Source organism: Marinomonas sp. AWM4_232 (genome assembly GCF_056158325.1).
Map to the genome: position 1 here is coordinate 1,055,001 of NZ_JBSWTA010000001.1, position 20,404 is coordinate 1,075,404.

General features: G+C 45.1%; 19 protein-coding genes, 1 tRNA gene and 1 pseudogene (1 of these 21 running past the window's edge). 7 read left to right on the plus strand and 14 right to left on the minus strand.

What is annotated here, in order from left to right:
- The 7 genes from ACXAC1_RS04950 to radC form a co-directional block, all read right to left on the minus strand.
- Positions 1–422: the 5' portion of an ABC transporter permease gene (locus ACXAC1_RS04950; protein ID WP_475059461.1), read on the minus strand. It extends 676 nt beyond the left edge of the window; only the first 422 of its 1,098 coding nucleotides appear in the window; the start codon lies at positions 420–422; its stop codon lies off the left edge, out of view.
- On the minus strand, positions 419–1,972 hold the full coding sequence (locus ACXAC1_RS04955) for an ABC transporter ATP-binding protein (protein WP_475059463.1): 1,554 nt from the start codon (positions 1,970–1,972) through the stop codon (positions 419–421). Before ACXAC1_RS04955 ends, ACXAC1_RS04950 begins: the two co-directional genes overlap by 4 nt.
- Before the next feature lie 80 nt (positions 1,973–2,052).
- The gene (locus ACXAC1_RS04960) at positions 2,053–3,048 is read right to left on the minus strand and encodes a BMP family lipoprotein (RefSeq protein ID WP_475059465.1); all 996 of its coding nucleotides are present in this window, start codon (positions 3,046–3,048) and stop codon (positions 2,053–2,055) included.
- Positions 3,049–3,284: 236 nt separating this feature from the next.
- Positions 3,285–4,103: a bifunctional DNA-formamidopyrimidine glycosylase/DNA-(apurinic or apyrimidinic site) lyase gene (mutM, locus tag ACXAC1_RS04965; RefSeq protein ID WP_475059467.1), complete on the minus strand. Its 819-nt coding sequence runs from the start codon at positions 4,101–4,103 to the stop codon at positions 3,285–3,287.
- Between the two features lie 220 nt (positions 4,104–4,323).
- Complete coding sequence (rpmG, locus tag ACXAC1_RS04970; protein ID WP_011978459.1) at positions 4,324–4,494, minus strand: 50S ribosomal protein L33; 171 nt, start codon at positions 4,492–4,494, stop codon at positions 4,324–4,326.
- A 12-nt stretch (positions 4,495–4,506) separates the two neighbouring features.
- On the minus strand, positions 4,507–4,743 hold the full coding sequence (gene rpmB, locus ACXAC1_RS04975; protein ID WP_055463997.1) for a 50S ribosomal protein L28: 237 nt from the start codon (positions 4,741–4,743) through the stop codon (positions 4,507–4,509).
- 280 nt (positions 4,744–5,023) lie between these two features.
- The gene (gene radC, locus ACXAC1_RS04980) at positions 5,024–5,698 is read right to left on the minus strand and encodes a RadC family protein (RefSeq protein WP_475059470.1); all 675 of its coding nucleotides are present in this window, start codon (positions 5,696–5,698) and stop codon (positions 5,024–5,026) included.
- Positions 5,699–5,811: 113 nt separating this feature from the next.
- Here radC and coaBC point away from each other — a divergent pair, with 113 nt between their 5' ends.
- The 4 genes from coaBC to slmA all read left to right on the plus strand — a co-directional run bounded on the left by coaBC (position 5,812) and on the right by slmA (position 9,346).
- On the plus strand, positions 5,812–7,029 hold the full coding sequence (gene coaBC / locus ACXAC1_RS04985; protein ID WP_475059472.1) for a bifunctional phosphopantothenoylcysteine decarboxylase/phosphopantothenate--cysteine ligase CoaBC: 1,218 nt from the start codon (positions 5,812–5,814) through the stop codon (positions 7,027–7,029).
- Positions 7,030–7,037: 8 nt separating this feature from the next.
- Complete coding sequence (gene dut / locus ACXAC1_RS04990) at positions 7,038–7,496, plus strand: dUTP diphosphatase (RefSeq protein ID WP_475059475.1); 459 nt, start codon at positions 7,038–7,040, stop codon at positions 7,494–7,496.
- A gap of 312 nt (positions 7,497–7,808) precedes the next feature.
- The gene (gene argB / locus ACXAC1_RS04995) at positions 7,809–8,717 is read left to right on the plus strand and encodes an acetylglutamate kinase (protein WP_475059477.1); all 909 of its coding nucleotides are present in this window, start codon (positions 7,809–7,811) and stop codon (positions 8,715–8,717) included.
- A 32-nt stretch (positions 8,718–8,749) separates the two neighbouring features.
- Positions 8,750–9,346, plus strand: coding sequence for a nucleoid occlusion factor SlmA (gene slmA, locus ACXAC1_RS05000; RefSeq protein WP_475059479.1), 597 nt, complete (start codon positions 8,750–8,752; stop codon positions 9,344–9,346).
- 18 nt (positions 9,347–9,364) lie between these two features.
- On the opposite strand, the gene pyrE is transcribed toward slmA, so the two are convergent.
- Positions 9,365–10,012 (minus strand): orotate phosphoribosyltransferase, encoded by a 648-nt coding sequence (gene pyrE, locus ACXAC1_RS05005; RefSeq protein ID WP_199462039.1) that lies wholly within the window; start codon positions 10,010–10,012, stop codon positions 9,365–9,367.
- A gap of 118 nt (positions 10,013–10,130) precedes the next feature.
- On the opposite strand from pyrE, the gene ACXAC1_RS05010 reads away from it, so the two are divergent.
- A complete protein-coding gene (locus ACXAC1_RS05010) occupies positions 10,131–10,907 on the plus strand; it encodes an exodeoxyribonuclease III (RefSeq protein ID WP_133560862.1) in 777 nt (258 codons plus the stop codon).
- Between the two features lie 89 nt (positions 10,908–10,996).
- Here ACXAC1_RS05010 and ACXAC1_RS05015 read toward each other — a convergent pair whose 3' ends face one another.
- Positions 10,997–11,917: a D-hexose-6-phosphate mutarotase gene (locus ACXAC1_RS05015; RefSeq protein ID WP_475059481.1), complete on the minus strand. Its 921-nt coding sequence runs from the start codon at positions 11,915–11,917 to the stop codon at positions 10,997–10,999.
- Positions 11,918–12,169: 252 nt separating this feature from the next.
- Between ACXAC1_RS05015 and ACXAC1_RS05020 the strand changes: the two are divergent.
- Together ACXAC1_RS05020 and rimK are read left to right on the plus strand one after the other, a co-directional pair.
- A pseudogene (locus tag ACXAC1_RS05020) lies at positions 12,170–12,580 on the plus strand (ATP-dependent zinc protease family protein); the annotation flags it as partial.
- A gap of 69 nt (positions 12,581–12,649) precedes the next feature.
- Positions 12,650–13,561, plus strand: a complete 912-nt coding sequence (gene rimK, locus ACXAC1_RS05025) for a 30S ribosomal protein S6--L-glutamate ligase (RefSeq protein ID WP_475063778.1) — start codon at positions 12,650–12,652, stop codon at positions 13,559–13,561.
- Positions 13,562–13,624: 63 nt separating this feature from the next.
- On the opposite strand, the gene ACXAC1_RS05030 is transcribed toward rimK, so the two are convergent.
- The 5 genes from ACXAC1_RS05030 to ACXAC1_RS05050 all read right to left on the minus strand — a co-directional run bounded on the left by ACXAC1_RS05030 (position 13,625) and on the right by ACXAC1_RS05050 (position 20,393).
- On the minus strand, positions 13,625–14,581 hold the full coding sequence (locus ACXAC1_RS05030; RefSeq protein WP_475059483.1) for a GGDEF domain-containing protein: 957 nt from the start codon (positions 14,579–14,581) through the stop codon (positions 13,625–13,627).
- Between the two features lies 1 nt (position 14,582).
- Positions 14,583–15,593, minus strand: a complete 1,011-nt coding sequence (locus ACXAC1_RS05035) for a response regulator (protein ID WP_475059486.1) — start codon at positions 15,591–15,593, stop codon at positions 14,583–14,585.
- Between the two features lie 117 nt (positions 15,594–15,710).
- The gene (locus ACXAC1_RS05040) at positions 15,711–16,886 is read right to left on the minus strand and encodes a GAK system CofD-like protein (protein ID WP_475059489.1); all 1,176 of its coding nucleotides are present in this window, start codon (positions 16,884–16,886) and stop codon (positions 15,711–15,713) included.
- A gap of 69 nt (positions 16,887–16,955) precedes the next feature.
- Positions 16,956–20,102 (minus strand): ATP-binding protein, encoded by a 3,147-nt coding sequence (locus ACXAC1_RS05045; protein WP_475059491.1) that lies wholly within the window; start codon positions 20,100–20,102, stop codon positions 16,956–16,958.
- A 215-nt stretch (positions 20,103–20,317) separates the two neighbouring features.
- A tRNA-Phe gene (locus tag ACXAC1_RS05050) sits at positions 20,318–20,393 on the minus strand.
- Positions 20,394–20,404: the final 11 nt, after the last annotated feature.

Below are 20,404 nucleotides of genomic sequence, written 5' to 3' on the forward strand. Positions count from 1 at the left end.
CTACCACGTCGAGCTTGAAGATAAGCAGGGATATAAGCCCAGGCCGCACCAAACAAAGCGCCACCAATGATCGCTAATGGAGCAATCACCAACAAAGGCAACGAGCTATCAAACCACAAACAAAGTAAACCAACCCCTAAACCACCGATATAGGCCTGACCTTCACCACCGATATTGAACAACCCAGCTTTAAAGGCTACCGACACAGCAAGGCCAGTGAAAATTAAGTTAGTCGCGTAATATAAGGTATATCCGATCCCTTCATCGTAACCAAAGGCGCCATATACTAGATAGCCAGCCGCTTCGATTGGGTCTTCTCCGATCGCAAGAAACACCAAACCAGAGACTAAAAACGCCAATAGAATATTTAACAGTGGTATTAGACCCACACTTACCCACGCAGGGACTTTCGCTTGACTCATGCCTGTGCTCCTTGTCCCTCATTCCACGCATTGGCCATCATTAGACCTAGCGTACGTTCATCTGCTTCGTTGGCTGAGACTTCACCTACAACCGCCCCATCAAACATCACAATAATTCGATCACTCAACGCCATAATTTCATCTAACTCTACCGACACTAGCAAAATCGCTTTGCCTGCATCCCGTAGTTTCACGATTTGCTCGTGAATATTTTCAATTGCACCAATGTCCACACCACGTGTGGGTTGTCCGATTAACAGTACATTAGGGTTCTGCTCAACTTCTCGGGCAATAACGATCTTCTGCTGATTACCACCAGAGAAGTTAGCCGTTTTCAAATGAGGATTCGGCGGTCGAACATCCCAAGCAGCCATGCGCTCATTACACTCTTCGAGCATCGCGCTACGATTCATCAATAGCGAACCGTTATAAGCCTCTGAGTCGTGATAGCCTAATACCGCTGCTTCGTAGGCCTCAAAGCCTGTCACCAAACCCATTTTGTGACGATCTTCTGGCACGTGAGCCATTTTAAGATCACGCATTTGCGCAGCATTCTTTGGCGCATTAGCAGTAATAGTCTGTCCCGCAAACTGGATTTCACCCGACGCCATCGGCGTGATACCAGAAAGCACATTTAAAAGTTCACTCTGACCATTACCTGAAACCCCTGCAATACCAAGGATCTCACCAGCTTTAAGATCAAGAGACACTTTTTTAAGGCGCTCAACGCCCTGCCCATCAAAGAATGAAAGATCTTTTGCCGACAAGACTGTTTGCTCAGGTTTGGCTTCGTCTTTATTTACCTTAAGACGAACCTTCTTACCCACCATCAATTCAGCCAATTCTTCCTTATCGGTTTTTGACGTTTCACGGTGTGCTACCATCTCACCTTGGCGCATCACTGAAACATTGTCCGTTGAGGCTAAAATCTCTCGTAGCTTGTGGGTAATCAGGATCACTGTCACCCCTTGCTCTTTGAGAGACTTAAGGATGCGGAATAGATGATCTGCTTCTTGCGGTGTTAACACACCCGTTGGCTCATCCAAGATGAGAATTTTTGCACCACGGTACAACGCCTTAAGGATTTCAACACGTTGCTGCAATCCCACTGGCAAATCTTCCACGATCGCATCAACATCAATATCCAGGCTATATTCTTGCTCCAAGCGCTTAAGCTCTTCGCGGGCTGCATCCATACCTTGTTTTAGAACTGCACCACCCTCGGCACCCAAAATAACATTTTCTAAAACAGAGAAGTTTTCCACTAGCATAAAGTGCTGGTGCACCATGCCAATGCCCACATTAATGGCATCTTGAGAATTTCGGATCGACACCTGCTGGCCATCAATAGAGATCGAGCCCGAATCGGCTTCATAAAAACCGTAGATAATGCTCATTAAGGTAGATTTGCCAGCGCCGTTCTCACCGATAATGCCGTGAATCGTGCCAGCAGGGACTTGCAAGTCGATATTCTTATTCGCTTGCACCGTACCGAATCGCTTCGAAATCCCTTCTAACTCAATCGAGTATGGATGTGTTTGTTGAGTCATATTTCTTTCTATGCAAAGTTTTGAGCAAAAAAAAGCAGCTGTTCACCATTTAAGATAGTGAACAGCTGCTTTATTTGCGATTAATAGTTACAAGTGCTGTCTGACATGTAGTCGTGCACGCTGATCTCACCGCTGATAATTTTCGCCTTAACATCATCCATTTTAGCTTTCATATCTGCAGTGATTAGACCTTTATTGTGCTCATCCAAAGCCCAATCTACGCCACCATCAGATAGACCTAGGACCTCTAGACCAGGCTTCCATTCGCCCGTGTTAGCTTCCTCAAACACTTTGTAAGCAGCAGAGTCTACACGCTTAACCATAGACGTTAGCATTGTACCAGGTTGAATATGGTTCTGATTCGAGTCAACACCGATCGCTAACTTACCTTCATCTTTAGCGGCTTGGTACACACCAATACCTGTACCACCTGCAGCAGCGAAGACGACATCAGCACCTTTAGAGAATTGGCTTTTCGCAAGTTCAGAACCTTTTGTTGGGTCATTAAATGCAGCGCCAGTAGAACCCGTCATGTTCTGAATAACAGTTGCATTTGGTGTGATAAATTTCGCACCTTGCTCATAGCCACAACCAAACTTACGAATTAGAGGAATATCCATACCACCGACGAAGCCAACGGTATCCGTCTTGGATGCCATGGCAGCCAATGCGCCAACAAGGAATGAGCCTTCGTGTTCTTTAAATACGATAGACTGCACGTTTGGCAGATCAATTACAGCATCAATGATTGTGAACTGCACATCAGGGAAATCCTGAGCGACCTTTTGTACCGCAGACATCATGGTGAAGCCCACTGCAACAATTGGCGAATAACCACGCTTCGCTAGACGGCGAAGGTTTTGCTCAACCTGAGCTTCGTTCTTTGGCTCAGACTCACGAATTTCAATACCAGTATCTTCCGTAAACTTTGTAATGCCGTTGTAAACACCCTCGTTAAACGACTTATCAAACTTACCCGCTTGATCATAAACCACAGCAGGTTTGATATCAGCAGCGTATGCAGAAGACACCGCCATGGCTAATGCAGTAGCCGACGCAAGAAAGACACCTTTCATTCTATTCCCCTTTGATTTTTATCATGGCAATTTAGGATTACCAAAGCCTAAAAACTGGCTAATCGGTCAAAAATAAACTGATTAAGCTTTGAGCGCAATAACGACGTGCACAATTGCACCATTATTCACTGTTTTTCATATAACACACGATGTTTTGCCCATAAATGTAGATGAAATCAACACAATCTGCCTAACAAGCTACCCATAACAACAATCAGCAATAAGTATGCCGACCGCTACTTTTGACAAGTTGAACAGTACACTGTGCTGCGCTGACCTTGACGAATTTCTTTAAGAGATGATTTGCAGGTCACACAAGGTTGATCGGCACGGCCATAAACCTTTAACTCTTGTTTGAAATAACCTGGCTTACCTTCGCCGCTGACAAAATCCTTTAATGTCGTACCGCCTTGCTCAATCGCTGCCGCCAATACCGTCTTAATGCATTCCACAAATACGGTTAAGCGCGCCTTGCTGATATTACCCGCTGCACGAGTAGGGCGAATACCTGCCATAAATAAGGCTTCATTGGCGTATATATTTCCGACACCCACCACGATTTTGCTGTCCATAATGAATTGCTTAATCGCTTGCTTACGCCCTTTTGCTTTTTCGTAGAGGTACTCCACATTAAAAGCATCAGTTAGGGGCTCTGGACCAAGATGTGAAATCAGCTCATGTAACTGCCAATCGCCCTCTTGCCAAAGCATGGCACCGAAGCGGCGCGGGTCGGTGTAACGCAACACTTTATTAAGCCCTGCGAAATGAATATCTACATGGTCGTGAAACATCGGAGGCGTTTCTGGCGCAACAAAGTACAAACTTCCCGACATGCCCAAGTGAATAATCAAAGTCCCTGCATCGGTTTGCACACCAATGTATTTCCCGCGGCGCGTAACGCTTCGAACCACTTGGCCGGGCAGTTTGATAGACACGTCATCAGGGATTGGCCAACGTAGTTTGGGCTGACGAATATCTATGTGTTCAATAGTTTGATTTAAAATATGCGGCGCTATGCCATTTTTGGTGGTTTCGACCTCAGGTAATTCCGGCATACATTCCTCAAAGAGCATTTGCTGTGTTATGTAAGTTCTTTTATCGCGAGTAGAATTCGCTCGTACGACTTCGTTCTTTCAGGGAATACTCCCCGTACGACCCGATTCTATCGGGGACAAAGCTTTTTCACCACTTAGCTTGCGCGTTCTACCTATCACATATTTCAGACACAAAAAAACCGACGCTAGGCCGGCTTTTTCGTTTACAAGAAAGCAAAAATTATTTGATTTTCGCTTCTTTGTACATCACGTGCTTACGAACAACAGGATCAAACTTTTTCATTTCCAGTTTGTCTGGAGTGTTACGCTTGTTCTTGTCAGTCGTGTAGAAGTGACCAGTACCTGCAGAAGATACCATGCGGATTAGATCGCGAGCGCCTTTAGAAGCCATGATTCAGATTCCTTATACTTTTTCGCCACGGGCACGCATTTCAGTAAGAACTGAATCGATGCCTTTTTTATCGATGATACGCATACCTTTAGAAGATACACGTAGACGAACGTAACGGCTTTCACTTTCTACCCAAAAACGGTGCCAGTGAAGGTTAGGAAGAAAGCGACGCTTAGTGTGACGCTTTGAGTGAGAAACGTTGTTACCTGTAATAGGACGCTTCCCAGTAACTTGACATACGCGAGACATAATTAAATACCTTATGCTATCCGAAGATTATTGGAAGTTTGCACTTCCTCAGGCGGAGCGTGGGTCACTCTGGAACACTTTGCAGTGAACGCGGGGGCCACAAAATCCCGTACCGAGGATATAGCGGCGCGAATTCTCCCACAGTCCCCTGCAAACAGCAAATGATTTGTTAAAAAATTGATCAATTGACTTAATCTGAGATAGCCACCCAGCATTCAAGTCACTGAATTAAAAAGCTCGTAAACCAAACAACAGGAAATCTATTTGCAGGCAATCTCGTTCAGAGCAACCCTCGCTCTGCCAAAGACAGAGGTCGAGCATCTCCTACGATAAAGTGGTCCAATAAACGCACATCAATGAGGTCGAGCGCCTTGCGGATGCGCTCGGTGATATTGATATCCGCTTGGCTGGGTTCGGATACACCCGATGGATGGTTGTGGGCCAGGATCACCGCTGCGGCATTATGGGTAAGCGCAGCCTTGACCACTTCTCTTGGATACACCGCGGCGCTGTCGATGGTGCCCATAAAGAGTTCTTGATAGCGGATCAGTCGATGCTGAGAATCGAGAAACAGCACTGCGAAAATTTCCCGAGGAGAATGGCGCAACTGAGTCGATAAATAAGTACGCACTGCTTCAGCACTATTAAAAACCGTATCGCGTGTGAGTTGCTCTTGCAGATGACGCTTAGACATTTCTAGGACGGCTTGCAGTTGAGTGTATTTGGCATCGCCTAAACCAAAGCCTTGGCAAAAGTCGTCCCTTGAAGCCGACAACAAAGCCCTTAAGCCACCAAATTGATGTAGCACTCTGCGTGCCAATTCCACGGCACTGATACCTTGAGTACCAGTTCTAAGAAAAATCGCCAGCAACTCTGCGTCACTTAAGGCATGCGCCCCTTGATGCATGAGTTTTTCTCGTGGGCGTTCGGCTTCTGGCCATTGTTTTATACTCATAATACTCACCTCCTTGTGGTACTCTTTGCGCATTCTAACTGCGAATACATGAGCACATCCTGTGCTTCATCATATTCAGCGAATATCTGCCACTTTGTGATAAGAAGCGAATTATGTCCAGTCTTGCGAACAAACAGATTCTCGTGGGGATTACCGGTGGTATCGCCGCCTATAAAACCATTGAGTTGATCCGCCTGCTCACCAAAGCCGGTGCCGACGTTCAAGTGGTGCTAACTGAAGGGGCAAAAGCCTTTGTCACGGAGATGACATTGCAAGCCGTCTCTGGACACCCTGTGCGCAGCACTTTGCTTGATCCATCAGCCGAGTTGGGCATGGGACATATTGAATTAGCGAAATGGGCAGATCTCATCATCATCGCCCCAGCCTCTGCTGACTTTATGGCTCGCTACGCACAAGGCATGGCCAATGATTTACTAACAACCTTATGTTTAGCAACGGAAGCACCTGTCGCATTAGCGCCCGCTATGAACCAAGCCATGTGGAAGCATCCCGCGACTCAGACCAATCTACAGACACTGATTTCACGCGATGTTGCCATCATAGGTCCAGCCTCTGGCGCACAAGCCTGTGGTGACGTAGGCGCGGGACGCATGGAAGAGCCAATTGATTTATTAAACGCTATCGAGCAACTTCTAGCCCCGACACAACAAGACTTGGCAGGTCAGCATTGGGTGATTACCGCTGGACCAACCATGGAAGCCATAGACCCAGTTCGTTACATCAGTAACCATAGTTCAGGAAAAATGGGCTACGCGCTGGCTGCCGTGGCACAGGCTCGTGGCGCTCACGTGACACTGGTAAGCGGCCCAACGCAACTAGACGCACCGCAAGGCGTACAACGAATTGCCATTAAAAGCGCGGAAGAAATGTTACGCGCTTGTCGTACTGCTACGGTAACGCCTGCCGACGTATTTATCGGCGCAGCAGCGGTCGCTGACTTTCGTATGAAAGAGGTAGCCCCTCAAAAAATGAAAAAGACTGGCGATAGCGATGAAATGCAATTAACTCTGGTCAAAAACCCAGATGTGATTGCCACCCTAAGCCAAGAAAAAGCCGCAAAATGTATGGTGGGCTTTGCCGCAGAAACCCAAGACGTACTCGCTTACGCAAAAAGTAAATTAGAACGCAAAGGTCTGGACTTGATCATCGCCAACGATGTGTCACGCACTGATATTGGTTTTAACAATGATGAAAACCAAGTGACCGTGCTGTCCAAAGACCAGCAATGGACACCGCCGAAAGAGGCGAAATCAGCTCTGGCCATTGAGCTTGTTGAGCTGATTACTCAATACCAATCCACACAGTCATGAGTAAACCAATGAAACACCCTATTCAACTTAAAGTCTTGAACCCAAAGATCGGCACTGAATTGCCATTACCAGCTTACGCGACCGAAGGCTCGGCAGGTCTAGACCTACGTGCCTGCCTAGACGAAGCAGTCGTTCTTGAACCAGGTCAAACGACTCTATTACCAACAGGTCTAGCGATTTACATTGAAGACCCAAGCCTTGCGGCAACCATTCTGCCTCGATCTGGTCTTGGCCATAAGCACGGTATCGTACTAGGTAACCTAGTAGGTCTGATCGACTCTGATTACCAAGGCGAACTAATGGTCTCTTGCTGGAACCGCGGCCAAACGACATTCACGATCGAACCGGGTGAGCGCGTTGCTCAACTTGTTCTGTTGCCTGTTGTACAAGCAGAGTTCAATATCGTTGAAGACTTCGTTGCCAGCGATCGCGGCAAAGGCGGCTTCGGCTCTACCGGCACCAAGTAATCCTTTGCACATGAAATAGTTGAGTTATTCTCAACTATTTCATTGCTCTTTTAGAAGCAGTTCACCCATCTCCCCTTTGGTAAATAAAGATCATTTTATTCGGTCAGAAATTCGTCAATTTTCTTCAATTTTTTATAGAGAGTCGACGCAGTTCACGTTATTATTTTCCACCATAAGTGGTCGCTTACACTCACTGTAATGTTTCTGGCACATAGTATGCTTAAACTCAGCTGAGTCTTAACTGCACCCTCCCACAACTTTTTTCGACTCTGTCAAAAAAGCTCTTTGAATAACAATAGGAGTGTTACCAACGTGGCTTATACACGCGAATCTGCATTAGATGTAGCTCAAGTATTGAGTGAATCGCTTCCTTACATCCAACGTTTTGCTGGCAAAACATTGGTCATCAAATACGGCGGTAATGCCATGACTGATGAAGCATTACAAGCAGGGTTCGCGCGCGATATCGTGTTAATGAAAGCTATCGGTATTAATCCAATTGTTGTTCACGGTGGTGGCCCACAGATTGGTGAAATGCTTACCAAGCTAAGCATCGAGTCTAAGTTCATAAATGGCATGCGTGTTACAGACACTGCAACAATGGACGTAGTAGAAATGGTACTGGGTGGTCAGGTAAACAAAGACATCGTGAACCTAATCAGCCGTGCTGGGGGCAAAGCAATCGGCCTAACGGGTAAAGACAGCGGTTTCATCAAAGCGAGAAAGCTGTTTGTAAAACACCAAGCAGAAGGCATGAGCGCACCAGAACAGGTCGACATCGGCCATGTGGGCGAAGTGGCGAGCATTGATACAAGCGTTTTGAAAGTTCTTGAAAACAGCGATTTGATTCCTGTTATCGCACCAATCGGTATTGATGATGAAGGCAACGCTTATAACATCAACGCGGATTTGGTAGCAGGTAAAGTAGCCGAAGCGGTTAACGCAGAAAAACTCATGCTACTAACGAACATCTCAGGCGTACAAGATAAGCAAGGTAACGTGCTAACTGGGTTAAGCACAGCACAAGTTGATAACCTTATTGCTGACGGCACTATCTACGGCGGCATGCTACCGAAGATCAGCTGTGCACTTTCTGCGGTAAACGCTGGCGTTACCAGCGCGCATATTATTGATGGGCGAGTACCTCACGCTACGCTACTTGAGATCTTCACCGATACCGGCGTGGGTACACTGATCACTAATCAAGAAAAAGACATTTAATTCGCCCATTTAAAGCGATAGGCCGTATTAATATGAGCACAAAAAAAAGCGATCGACGCACGGAAATATTACAGTCCTTAGCGGGCATGTTAGAAAGCAGCCCAGGGGCTCGTATTACGACTGCCGCTCTAGCAAAAGAAGTGGGGGTGTCAGAGGCAGCTCTGTATCGCCATTTCCCAAGCAAAGCGAAGATGTTTGAAGGTTTAATCGAATTTATCGAGGAAACCTTATTTACTCGCATTCATCGTATTGTGCAGGACGAAGAAGACGTCAATAAACGTTTAGAAGTGATTTTGTTCTTAGTATTGAGCTTTTCTGAGCAAAACCCAGGCATGTGTCGCCTGCTCACAGCAGATGCCTTGGCAGGAGAGACGGAGCGCTTGCGTGTTCGTATTGCGCAGCTATTTGATCGTATTGAGACTCAGCTTCGCCAAGTATTGCGTGAAGCCGATTTGAAGCAAAACTTACGTCCAGTGATGGGCACAAATGCTTGCGCCAACTATCTACTGGCCTTGCTGGAAGGTAAAATCCGTCAATACGTTCGTACTGAATACAAGACAAAGCCACTACAGAATTGGCAGGAGCAATGGCAAGCCATCGCTCCAACTCTGATGATTGGCCGCGCCTAGCGCGCAGCCAATCATTGATTAAACACCGTACTGATCGCGGTATGCTTTAACCGCGGCAAGGTGTTGAGCAAACTCAGGTGAGTCCTGCTCTTCCAAGTAAGTCATGATGTCATTCAGAGACACAATGCTCACAACAGGCATACTGAAGTCACGTTCTACTTCTTGGATAGCAGATAACTCGCCACGACCGCGCTCTTGGCGGTTCAGTGCAATAAGAACACCAGCAGGTTTTGCACCCGCGGAATTGATAATATCCATCACTTCACGGATCGCAGTGCCAGCAGTGATAACGTCGTCAATGATCATGATGTTGCCTTCAAGTGGTGCGCCCACAAGGGTACCACCTTCACCATGATCTTTTGCTTCTTTGCGGTTAAACACGTACGGTGTATCAATGTCATGATGATCATACAATGCAACCGCAGTGGTCGTCGCCAAAGGAATACCTTTGTAAGCAGGGCCAAATAAGACGTCGAACGAGACGCCTGCTTCGACTAATGCCGCAGCATAAAAGCGGCCAAGTTTTGCAAGCGCAAGACCTGAACTAAACAGGCCAGCGTTAAAGAAATACGGGCTTACACGCCCAGATTTAAGTGTGAACTCGCCAAAACGCAATACTTTTTGCTCTATGGCGAATTCAATAAATTCTCTTTGGTAAGGTTTCATGCCGACTCCAAGGGGGATAAAAAATTACAAACAAATTGCCTCTTGTCAGCAAAGTATGCTTTCCTGACAACCAATGGGCGCTAATATAACACACGGCTAGGAATTGTAGGGACCAGAAATGAAGGTCATCAGCCTTAATGTAAACGGTATAAAACAAGCAGCGGAGCGCGGCTTCTTTGAGTGGATGGTGCGCCAAAACCCCGACGTAGTATGTTTACAAGACATACAAGCGGATGAGCGCAGCCTAAACGACAGCGTATTTTTTCCACCAGAGTTTAACGCGTACTTCTTTGACTCACTTGATAACCCTGATGAAGCGGGTGTTGCTATTTATAGTAAAGCAATGCCTAAAGCCATTATGACAGGCATGGGGTTCCCCGAATGTGACTTCGAAGGTCGCTTTATCCAAGCAGACTTTGACAAGGTCAGCATCGGCTCCTTTTTAACCCCTCATGGCTCTAACCATGAAGAAGCACTCCAAGAGCATAAGTACCGCTTTATGGAAGGTTTTAAGAACCATTTAATTAAAACACGTCGCAAACGTCGTGAGTTTATATTCTGTGGTACAACCAATGTGGCAAGATCACCGATTGATGTCAGCAGCTGGTTCGTAAATCAGCGCAACTCTGGTTTCTTACCTGAAGAGCGTAAATGGATAAACGAGATCTTTAACGATCATGAGTACATTGACGCGTTCCGCCAAGTAAATAAGCAAGACAAGCAATATACCTGGTGGCCAGACTACGAACGTGCTTGGAAACTAGATGAAGGTGGCCGTTTGGACTACCAAATTGCAACGCCTGGTTTAAAGCACGTCATTCAAGGCGGCAGTGTCTATAAAGGACAACGCTTCTCTGACCATGCCCCGATAATTATGGAATACGACTTAGACTAAGTCGTCGCAGCCATACCTAATAGAAAAAGCCCTTACGATGATCTTCGCAAGGGCTTTTTGATATTTGGCAAAGGCACTAAAGAATGACGCTACGACTCGTCACTTAGCGGTTCAATTCGAACAGTGACTCGCAGTTGATGCATTTCACCGGCGGCAATCTTGTATGCATTATCCAAAGCATTCGCAGTCTCAACACAGACAAACTGACGATAGTCTTCATCTTCCATGTCCGTGCGAAGTTTTGCTAACGCTTCACCTGGGTTCCACAACACCGTTGATTGAGCACCTTCAGAGCTAATCACAAGCTTTCTCTGCAATACAGGGTCTTCCAGCACTATCTCTTGCGGTGCATCTAGATAAACGCGGTCCAGCTCCTCACAAGGCGAAACAGCCCCTAGTTGTTGCTTTTTCTGCCCATCGTCAAACTTATCAACATATTGAACACCGTCTAAACCTTGTACTTGTGCGGTCTTATTATCACCAACACGGAAGTAGGTATGCAGTGCTTCAGAAATCGGCATCGTTTTATCCGATAAATTTGCCGCTGAAAAGTTGACACTAAATCCTTCGCCTAAACGAAACACCTGTCGCAATTCAAAAGCGTGAGGCCACATCTCTTCTATGAGCGGATGATCCTCAGATGCCAAGCGGATCACAATTTTCGCGTCGCCGTTCTTAAATCGGCCGACTTCAACCAACTGCCAACGAAAGTATCGTGCCAAACCATGTGCAGGCAGATCATCGTCTTCAGTATTAGCACCAAACCACGGCCAACAGACAGGGACACCAAAATGACGACGCCCGAAGCGGGTTAATGCACCTTCGTTTTCCGATTGAAACAACACATCTTGCTGCCCCATCGGAATAAAACTGACCAAATGACCACCCCACAATGCGATGCGGGCACTAAAGCTAGGCTGATCGATGATGATCTCATCGCATTCTCTAAGGCTATTAGGACGGATTTCGCCACCTAATTCCTCTAGCTCTCGCATTAGCTGAGCATCCATTTATCGCTCCAAATTCTCTACTTCGATTTGCCCATATTAGACCTTCACACCCTGATTACAATAGTTTGACGTAATGCTGAACATTCAAATCACAAAATCGAACGGGATTTTCAAATAGTACTTACTTATTGGTCAACTTTACGCTATAACGCAAACTCAATTTATAAGGAATACAGCTGCGCAAAATCGCTGGTGTAGACTATCCTTGTCCCAATACGTTTTTCTCCCATGTATTAATGAGAATACTGCACTATGAGTGAGTTTTTTGACCAAAAGTCAGTTATTGGCAATGCCGAATGGTGTGCTTTTCCTTCGCTAAACATTCCTGCTATCAAAGCTCGAGTGGACTCTGGAGCGAAGACCTCATCACTTCACGCTGTGAACATCCAGCCATTTCAAAGAGCTGGACAGCAATGGGTCACCTTCGAAGTGCACCCTATCCAAGACAGCCGTAAAGTGGTGGTTTATTGTGAAGCAGAAGTCATTGATCAACGTGTCATTAAAAGCTCGAGTGGCGATCGTGAAAAACGCTATGTAATCTGCGTTCCCTTACAACTTGGTGAGCGTACCTGGGATGTTGAGCTTACGCTAACAGATCGTGACAGTATGGGCTTTAGAATGCTTTTAGGCCGAGAAGCCATGAATGGTCGTCTAATCGTTGACCCTCAGGTTAGCTGTATTTTCGGTGATCGACCACAAGAAACTCTAGCCAAATTATACGAGGCACCTGAAATTCGTGAAGGTGGCTTACGTATTGGCGTTTTGGCCAGCAACCCTGACCTATATAGCAACCGTCGTATCATTGAAGCCGGTGAGGCGATGGGCCATGAAATGCAGTTTTTGAATGTCCGTCACTGCTACATGAAACTGGATGCTACAACGCCTGAGATTCACTATCGTGGCGGCCGTATCCTAAACGACCTAGATGCGGTGATCCCTCGGATTCGCCCGAGCATGACATTTTACGCTTGTACGCTGCTGCGCCAATTTGAATCCCTGGGCATTTTTTGTCTTAACGATTCAACGGCCATTGCACAGTCACGAGATAAACTGCGCTCGCTCCAGCTATTACTGGAACATGGACTTGCGATTCCAACAACGGGATTCGCTAACTCACCATTAGACACAACAGATTTGATTAACATGGTTGGCGGCGCACCACTGATCGTGAAGTTACTAGAAGGTACACAAGGAAAAGGTGTTGTACTTGCTGAAACCAAAAAAGCGGCCGAGTCCGTTATCAACGCTTTTAAGAGTTTGAACGCCAATATCCTAGTGCAGGAGTTCATCAAAGAAGCCAGTGGCAAGGATCTGCGTTGCTTCGTTATTGATGGCAAAGTGGTTGCTTCCATTCAACGAGTAGCCGCTTCAGGTGAATTCCGCGCTAACATTCACCAAGGTGGTCGCGCTGAACTGGTAAAAATCACTGCGGAAGAGAAACGTATCGCCATCAAAGCCGCCAAGGCGATGAACCTAAAAGTCGCTGGGGTAGACCTAATTCGCTCTAACAACGGCCCGCTATTGCTTGAGGTAAACTCATCGCCAGGGCTGCAAGGTATCGAAACGGCAACCAATGAAGACATCGCTTCAATGATGATTGCCGCAATCGAGAAGCGCGTTTTAAATAAGCCTCGTAGCGCATAATTAAAAAGCTCTGCTGTTCTCACAGCAGAGCTTTATCTTTTTAGCAGATCAACTTGCCTTACATTACTCCGCAATCACCGTGCGATTTCGGCCCCCCTCTTTAGCTTGATACAAGGCTTTATCAGCGCTCTCAACCCATTCTCCGATAGATGAATGCTGTTTTCCGAGCTCGCAGCAACCTAAACTCACGGTAATTTTCAAATCACCTTTACTTGTCTTAAAGGTATTCCCTTCGACTTGTTTACGAATCTTTTCGCAGTAAGTAAAGGCACCTTCTTTATTGGTATTTAAAAGAAGTACGCAAAATTCTTCGCCGCCATAACGACCGACAAAGTCACCTTTACGAGACCCGGCCGATAATATTTTCCCCATTTCCTGCAAAACAGCATCGCCTGATAAATGACCATATTGATCATTAACCTTTTTGAAATAATCAATATCCGCCATCACTAGGCAATGGGGGCCACTGCCGTTCTTCTCAGCAGCATCAAATGTTAATTTAATCGCCTTATCTAAGCTCGCCCGGTTATTCAGATCCGTCAGCCCATCCGTTTTACTCATTTGATCTAGCCTGCGATTTGCAGCCGAAAGCGCCGCTTTATTTACTGCAACATCTGTTACGTCATAAGTGACAATACATAGATGATCTACTGAACCATTTGCATTATTAATAGGACGAATGACGACGTTTTGGAACATCGATTCCGCAATACTGGTTACAGCGCGATAAGGCTTAAACGGAAATAAATACGGGCGTTGTTCCCAAGAAATATAAATTGGCGTTCGTAGCGCCAAAACGGTATCAAGCTTTTGTTGTAACCACGAGGCGTTGATTGTTGGAAAGATATCAAATAGTGAACGATTACGAGCATTCGTGGAACTGATCCCAGAATGATTTTCCATAAAACCATTCCAGAGCTCAACTTGATATTTACTATCTAACACAACTAAGCCGACATCGATATGCTGTAACATATCAAATAGCCAATGCAGTTCTGTCATGTCGGTTTGCTGTGACATCTCACTCATCCTCAACTAAATAAGACAGAAGACCCTCTAGTACGGGAAGCGAGTCCTCCGTAAACAACAACATCAAATCACAGCTAATTTGGCAATTATCCACTTCATAGACAATTTCCACAGCCAAAGTACGTTTCCAACGTGCTTTGTTTACATTAATTAGATCTGCCACTTTAATATGCTGCCCAAGTACTACTGGGTGACTGTGACTAAAGTCGATATTCAGCTGCTCGCCTAACGCTTTGATAAAAGGCCCTATCAGAACAGAGGAAATATCCATTTGCAGTTCAATCTCTAGTTCCTGATCAATATCTTCCTGAACGTTCAATAATTTAGCCATATCAGGGAAACTGGAATCAGAAAAAATCAGTAGCGCTTCCATCGTAATGCCTGCGCCGACAAACCCTTGAGTGACAGCCGAACAGCGATCAGAATTCATAGCACCATAAGTGAGCGCCATCTGCAATTCGCTTACTTCTAAAATATTTACCTTAGGAACCGGTAGTTTTACGAATACATTTAACATATCCGCCAAAACACTCGCAGCGCGCCCCATGGCAACGTTGGACACCTCTTGCAAACATTGACTCAGACTGAAATCATCTGCAGCGTTTCCTTTAAGCACTAATCCAGTAGATTGCTTATCCCCAAATAAGGAGTGACTCTCTATAATATGAACTAGCTGATCTTCATTAACAGGTTTTTTTAGAAAATCGAGCGCTCCTAATTTCTTTACCCGCTGAACGGCCTGTGCCTGAACATCTCCAGAAACAACCAACACCTTCGGCGCATTTGACTGTTCCTGCAAAGCAGTTAATGTTTGATATCCGTCTAAGACGGGCATGTTTAAATCCAGAAATAACACATCAACCGTGTGCTCATGAATATAATCTAGTGCTTCTTGACCGTTCGTTGCAAAGGCCACTTCGACATCCCAATCCTTTGGGAGTACACGAGCAAGCTGCTTACGGGCAATACCTGAGTCATCGCAAATGAGTACTTTTTTGCTCATGAAAACCAAACCATTCTACTAAGGGTGAGCGAGTTACCGCTTATTTTTTCTACAACTTACACCAAGTTTAGCGCTTTAAACTCTATATTTATAGCCCAACTCTTTGTCTTAAAAGGCCTAAGCGAAAGATAAGAGCGCTTCAACAACCAAGTGCTCAGAGTAATAATGGGACTTTTCTTTAATCAAAGGGACTTTTATGATGGTAACCCCCCAACGAGTCAATTGACCCACATCCACTTCTCCGTAGTCATAGTCAACGTCCATCAACAACCAATTAAGTACAGGCGTTTCGATATTCTGTTCTGGATCACCGAGCAATAGCGATAAAAGATAGCGAACTCGCGCCATTAAACTCCATCCCAACTGCTCCGGATCAGAACCTAAATTTGGGAGATAAATTTTAGGATTTGGGTTGGTTTGAATCGCATCACTGACTCCATTTACCAATAAATTAGCTACTAGGCTTGTGAAAAAGCTGCCTGGCGGGTAACAAATTATATCAGCGTATTCAATGCTGTGACGCCTATCAGAAGGCAGGGCTACTTGAGCCGGCGAATAGCTCTCCAAACCATTGTTCAACCAAATTTCAGCAATAGGCTGCTTTAATTGGGTATATTCCTTTCCTGTAATTAAATGCTGACCTAAAACGACCTCGCCCGATACAAGGCGAACACCTAAATGGTAGGATTCGTCCACGATTGTAGTCACTTGCCCTAAGGTTTTAACTAGCCTAGAGAACAAAAAAATAATGGGGTCCAAAAGCTGCTGATGTGCCAAGCACCCCCCTGCAATAATCAAATTACCAACACTTGCCCCGCGTAAATCAAAACCTTCAGGTAAGCGCTTATGTATTCGAGCTAACTGCGTGGTAATAAGCGTTTTCATTGGTGGAAGCAAGGGCTGCACTAATCGATGCGTTCCTTCAGAAAGCTCCAAAAGCTCACTCTCAAGTTGTTTTGGACTATCACTTTGGGGAAGTCGATAGCTAAACAATTGAAACACGTCAGGTTGCCCTAGAACTGTTTCATCCGCCAATGCCATAATTCGACTTCTCAGATCCCCAACAGCCGGTATCGAAAAGGCTTCCCGCAATTTTGCAGAGCTTCCTCCTGAATCAAATGGCGTTACTAGATGGATCGATTGATGAGTGTAAGCCTTTAAAACTCGAGCCACTTTATTTAAAGCAGAACCACCACTAAAAAATAAAATAGATGGCGCCATCTCTGGCTGCGTTTGGTAACGATGGATACGAACCGTATCAGGTACGGTTAGTCGTCGCGAAACACTAGGCATTATTTTTTATCCACACAAAAAACACTTTCCCTTAACCAGTAGCTTAGACATCGTAAATGACTTCCCCAATTAACCATGATGTTTATTTCCCAACCATTTCATTACAACATCAGTTAAACGCTCTTTTGAAATTGGCTTAGCAACATGGTCATCCATGCCTGCTTCATAACAAATTTGATCGTCTCCCTTCATCGCATTGGCACTTAACGCAATGATCGGTACATCGCGAGGCGTCATAGATACGTCGTTAAGCTGACGAATATTTCGTGTTGCTTCGTAGCCATCCATTACTGGCATTTGGCAATCCATAAAAATAAGATCATACGTGCAGTTCTGGCATACTGTGACCGCCTGGGCTCCATCTTCAGCAACATCAACTTTAAAACCTAGTAAAGCAAGCATACCCTTTGCGACAATCTGATTCGTTAAATTATCTTCGACTAACAATACATGAGCGCCTGCGCCAATCGCGTCGCTGGGGTTCCGCATAGTGTGTTCCGCTAAAATCGGTTGCTCATGTAACATACCTTCCATAACAGCATATAGAGCACGTCTATGAATAGGTTTGTAAATTGTTGGAATACTAAACTCTTTGAACAGATCTAAAGAATGTCCTTGACTAAGCAAAATAATAGTTTGCTTGTAATATTCGCGCAGCTTTTCAACGACTTCATCACCTAGCATTTGATCGTCAACAACGAATAACGTTCCAGAGTCTATAATCGGTAAGTCTTCTAGAGTGCTTATAAAATAAGTCTGTATTCGTTTTTGGTTCAATACAGCCTTCAAATAAGAAAGGTCACTTTCTACATGACTCAACAGGTATGCTTTGTGATAGACCGATTCAACTTTGCAGCTCACCTCATCGGTTTTATGTTTAATAGGTACTTTCACTTCAAACCAGAAAGTCGATCCTTGGCCTACTTGACTGACGACATCAATTTTTCCATTCATTGCTTCCATCAATTCTTTACTGATCGCTAAACCAAGACCAGAGCCTCCATAACGTCGTGTTGTTGAAGCATCAGCCTGTTTAAAACGTTGGAACAGTCGCTGCTGCAAACTTTCCGAAATACCTATTCCAGTATCCTGTATGCTTATACGATAAGTTGCCTGATCTGCTTCAACTAGCACTTCCTCAGCTCTTAAACAAACACGTCCATTAAGCGGAGTGAACTTAATAGCGTTACCTAGCAAATTCAACATCACTTGGCGTATACGTAAGCGATCAGCGTAAACCAAGCGCTCGGGCAACAGTGTCTCCGGAGCTACAAAAGTAAGCGATTTTTCTTCTGCTTTAACACGCATTAAGCTCGCCGTATCTTCCAACAAGTCCTGCAGATCAAAATATTGATTTTCTAACTCAAGCTCACCAGCTTCTATCTTTGAAAGGTCAAGAATATCGTTCACCAAGTCTAATAAGGCCTCACCACTTTGTTGGGCAAGTTCGACCAACCTAAACTGTTCAGCTCTTAATGTTTGCTCCTTAAGTAATGAAAGGCCGCCCAACATACCATTTAAAGGCGTGCGAATTTCATGACTCATATTAGCTAAGAATTGACTTTTCGCTTGATTGGATTCTTGCGCAGCCAAGGTCGCCTGCTTAAGTTTTTCACCGGATTCACGAAGTGCTAAGTTAGCATTGGAAAGCTCTAAAGTTCGTTCCTCTACTTGTCGCTCAATCTGTGCTGCATGACTGAAGACTAAGCTCAAGACCCAACCTAATAGACCTGCAACAAGCAACCCTCCCACCAAAACAAAATGCGTGCCCCAAGGCTGCTCAATGAATTGTGAACGCGCAATGTGAATAAGCTCCCACTGATGGGCCCCTACCGGAATCATTGAACGATGAATCACGGGAAATAAATCATTTGAAATGCTTTCGCTAAGTTCTTCTGTCGCAAGTGTTGCATTCTGACCCGCAGCCAAAATATAAGAAGAGCTGTCAGCAGGACGATCCATTAAGTAGACTTCGACTCCGGGTATGGTGACTCGATCTAAAATGCGAGTAGACAAGTCTCCAATTTCAAACAGCCCCGTTGCCATCGCATATAAAACTCCTTGTTTGTATATCGGCAAGAATATTAAAACAGCTTTAGACCCCTGCACTAGAGTGATAGCAGGCGTTGGAAATGCAGAATTCAAACGTATTGCATTTTGAATCGCTTCCCTGCGCGTTCTTTCTGAATACACATCAAAACCTAACGCTTTGATATTAGTCTCTAACGGATATATCAGTCCTACAGAGACATATCTATCGCGCGGTGAAACCTTCTGTAAGTGCCCCTGGTCGTTACGCTCTTTCACTTTAAATGGCAATCCGTGCAAAGAGGACATACTCTCTTCATATGAAGAAAGCCTCATTGGATCCAATACATGATTAATAGACAAGGCTTTGATGGCCCTATCTTGACTCATGACACTTTCACTGAACTCCTGAAATTCTTGTGAACTTATTCCTGAGCTGCCACGAACATAACCCGATAAACTATACAAAATATCTACCGAGTTTTTGATTCTCTCGCTCAGTAACGTAGCACTCAAGTCAGCACTGGCGTTGAAGGACTGCTTTTGTTTGTTTATTTCAAAATTCGCAGTAGAGTACATTAATACAGCGGTGGCTAATAACACAATAAACAAGGCCAAAAGCACCCGAAAAGGGTGATCATAAAGCACAGCGAACTGCTTCCTGAATAGAACAGCAAGCCATGGCACTAAAACAATGACGCCAACAGAGTCGCCTAGCCACCAACCTAACCAGTTAAGTAATATCTGTTCATGCCCAATCACTTCATGAGTATAGAGAACTAACGTACCAACCGTTGCACTGATCAAGCATCCAACTGGTCCCGCCAAAGCTATAAAGCTAAGCACATGACGAACATTGGAGAACTCAAGCCTAGTACCAATCGCACGCCGGACGAGAAAATACGAAAATAACGTTTGAAATGCACTGCCTAGAGCAATTAGGACAGGAATAAGAATAGTGATTTGAGAAGTGTTTTCAAAGCTAATCAGACCATTAACAACGGCCGACCCGATAAAAACACCGACTACGGACCAATAACCAAATACCAAGCAAGCAGCGATAGCAAGACCAGATGCAGGCCAAATTACGGTGGAATAGCCAGGTGGAATAGCGAAAAACTGCCCCAGCCAACCAGCCAAAAAGTACCCAGTCGCCGTTAAGAGAATGATCTGCAAAATCCTAGACATCTACATGCTCACCTTTTCATGTGTTCGCCATCTAGCAGTGATATGACGCAACAGCAATGGTTTTGATACTTCATTAAATAGAAATATAGCAAAAGCAGGCAGCCAGAGATAACAAGTTTAAATAAAATGGAGTGAGAGAGTACTAGAGGATAAACTCTGAAGTACTTAGAAGCAGAAACAAAAAAGCCTCGCTATATGCGAGGCTTTAATATAAGTGGTGCCCAGAGGCGGAATCGAACCACCGACACGGGGATTTTCAATCCCCTGCTCTACCGACTGAGCTATCTGGGCTTTTAAAGCAA

Bases quoted from the DNA above. Each gene is read 5' to 3' on its own strand.
- ACXAC1_RS04955 (WP_475059463.1), bottom strand. From the start codon at position 1,972: ATGACTCAACAAACACATCCATACTCGATTGAGTTAGAAGGGATTTCG.
- ACXAC1_RS04960 (WP_475059465.1), bottom strand. From the start codon at position 3,048: ATGAAAGGTGTCTTTCTTGCGTCGGCTACTGCATTAGCCATGGCGGTG.
- mutM (WP_475059467.1), bottom strand. From the start codon at position 4,103: ATGCCGGAATTACCTGAGGTCGAAACCACCAAAAATGGCATAGCGCCG.
- rpmG (WP_011978459.1), bottom strand. From the start codon at position 4,494: ATGGCTTCTAAAGGCGCTCGCGATCTAATCCGCATGGTATCTTCTGCA.
- rpmB (WP_055463997.1), bottom strand. From the start codon at position 4,743: ATGTCTCGCGTATGTCAAGTTACTGGGAAGCGTCCTATTACAGGTAAC.
- radC (WP_475059470.1), bottom strand. From the start codon at position 5,698: ATGAGTATAAAACAATGGCCAGAAGCCGAACGCCCACGAGAAAAACTC.
- coaBC (WP_475059472.1), top strand. From the start codon at position 5,812: ATGTCCAGTCTTGCGAACAAACAGATTCTCGTGGGGATTACCGGTGGT.
- dut (WP_475059475.1), top strand. From the start codon at position 7,038: ATGAAACACCCTATTCAACTTAAAGTCTTGAACCCAAAGATCGGCACT.
- slmA (WP_475059479.1), top strand. From the start codon at position 8,750: ATGAGCACAAAAAAAAGCGATCGACGCACGGAAATATTACAGTCCTTA.
- pyrE (WP_199462039.1), bottom strand. From the start codon at position 10,012: ATGAAACCTTACCAAAGAGAATTTATTGAATTCGCCATAGAGCAAAAA.
- ACXAC1_RS05010 (WP_133560862.1), top strand. From the start codon at position 10,131: ATGAAGGTCATCAGCCTTAATGTAAACGGTATAAAACAAGCAGCGGAG.
- ACXAC1_RS05015 (WP_475059481.1), bottom strand. From the start codon at position 11,917: ATGGATGCTCAGCTAATGCGAGAGCTAGAGGAATTAGGTGGCGAAATC.
- ACXAC1_RS05030 (WP_475059483.1), bottom strand. From the start codon at position 14,581: ATGTCACAGCAAACCGACATGACAGAACTGCATTGGCTATTTGATATG.
- ACXAC1_RS05035 (WP_475059486.1), bottom strand. From the start codon at position 15,593: ATGAGCAAAAAAGTACTCATTTGCGATGACTCAGGTATTGCCCGTAAG.
- ACXAC1_RS05040 (WP_475059489.1), bottom strand. From the start codon at position 16,886: ATGCCTAGTGTTTCGCGACGACTAACCGTACCTGATACGGTTCGTATC.
- ACXAC1_RS05045 (WP_475059491.1), bottom strand. From the start codon at position 20,102: ATGTCTAGGATTTTGCAGATCATTCTCTTAACGGCGACTGGGTACTTT.